The organism is Micromonospora sp. RV43, assembly GCF_001029515.1.
In the GTDB taxonomy this organism is placed as follows: Bacteria; Actinomycetota; Actinomycetes; order Mycobacteriales; family Micromonosporaceae; genus Micromonospora; species Micromonospora aurantiaca.
Window position 1 is genome coordinate 1 of record NZ_LEKG01000369.1, and the last position, 1,150, is coordinate 1,150.

A 1,150-nucleotide genomic window follows, 5' to 3' on the forward strand; every position below is an offset into this window, starting at 1 on the left:
GGGATGCGGCAGGCTGGGGGCATGCGCCTGGCGACCTGGAACGTCAACTCGGTGAAGGCCCGCCTGCCCCGGCTGCTCGACTGGCTGGCCACCACGAAGCCCGACGTCGTGTGCCTGCAGGAGACCAAGTGCCCCGACGGGGCGTTCCCGGTCGCCGAGGTGGGCGAGCTGGGCTACGAGGTGGCCAGCCACAGCGACGGGCGGTGGAACGGCGTCGCCGTGCTGTCCCGGGTCGGGCTGGCCGACGTGACTGTCGGCTTCCCGGGCGAACCCGGGTTCCCCGAGCCCGAGGCCCGCGCCATCTCGGCCACCTGCGACGAGCTGCGGGTCTGGTCGGTGTACGTGCCGAACGGCCGCGCGCCGGACGACCCGCACTACGCGTACAAGCTGGCCTGGTTCGCGGCGCTGCGCGACGCCCTCGAATCGGAGGTGGCCGGCGCGCTGCCGGTGGCCGTCTGCGGTGACTTCAACGTGGCGCCCACCGACGCCGACGTCTGGGATCCCGCGCTGTTCGTCACCTCCACCCACGTCACCCCGGCCGAGCGGGCCGCGCTGGCCGCGTTGCGTGACCTGGGACTGGAGGACGTGGTGCCGACGCCGATGAAGGGGCCGCACCCGTTCACGTACTGGGACTACCGGGCCGGGATGTTCCACCAGAACAAGGGCATGCGGATCGACCTGGTGTACGCGAGCGCCTCGTTCGCCCGCGCGGTCCGCTCCGCGTACGTGGACCGGGAGGCCCGCAAGGGCAAGGGCCCCTCCGACCACGCCCCGATCGTGGTCGACGCGGACCTGACACCGGCCGTCGAGACGTTCTGAGGGCAGCGCTCGTTAGGGTGGACACATGGCTGTCGTGAAGATCAACGCGATCGACGTCCCGTCCGGCGCCGGCGAGGAGCTGGAGAAGCGGTTCGCGGCCCGGGCCGGCGCGGTGGAGAACTCCCCCGGTTTCCTCGGCTTCGAGCTGCTGCGCCCGGTCGCCGGGGACACCCGCTACTTCGTGTACACGCGCTGGGAGACCGAGGAGGCGTACCAGGCGTGGGCGCAGGGCCCGTCGCGGGCCGCGCACGCCGAGGGCGGCGAACCCCGCAAGCCCGTCGCCACCGGCGCCACCCTGCTGGAGTTCGAGGTCGTCCAGCAGGTCCCCGCC

At 72.9% G+C, this 1,150-nt stretch carries 2 protein-coding genes; both read left to right on the forward strand.

Features of this window, described 5'->3' with window-relative positions; translation table 11 throughout:
• The first annotated feature begins 21 nt into the window (after positions 1-21).
• Positions 22-819: an exodeoxyribonuclease III gene (locus ABD52_RS37255; RefSeq protein WP_013474800.1), complete on the forward strand. Its 798-nt coding sequence runs from the start codon at positions 22-24 to the stop codon at positions 817-819.
• A gap of 25 nt (positions 820-844) precedes the next feature.
• Positions 845-1,150, forward strand: a 306-nt coding sequence (locus ABD52_RS37260) for an antibiotic biosynthesis monooxygenase (RefSeq protein WP_047894877.1), incomplete at its 3' end; no start/stop codon positions are given.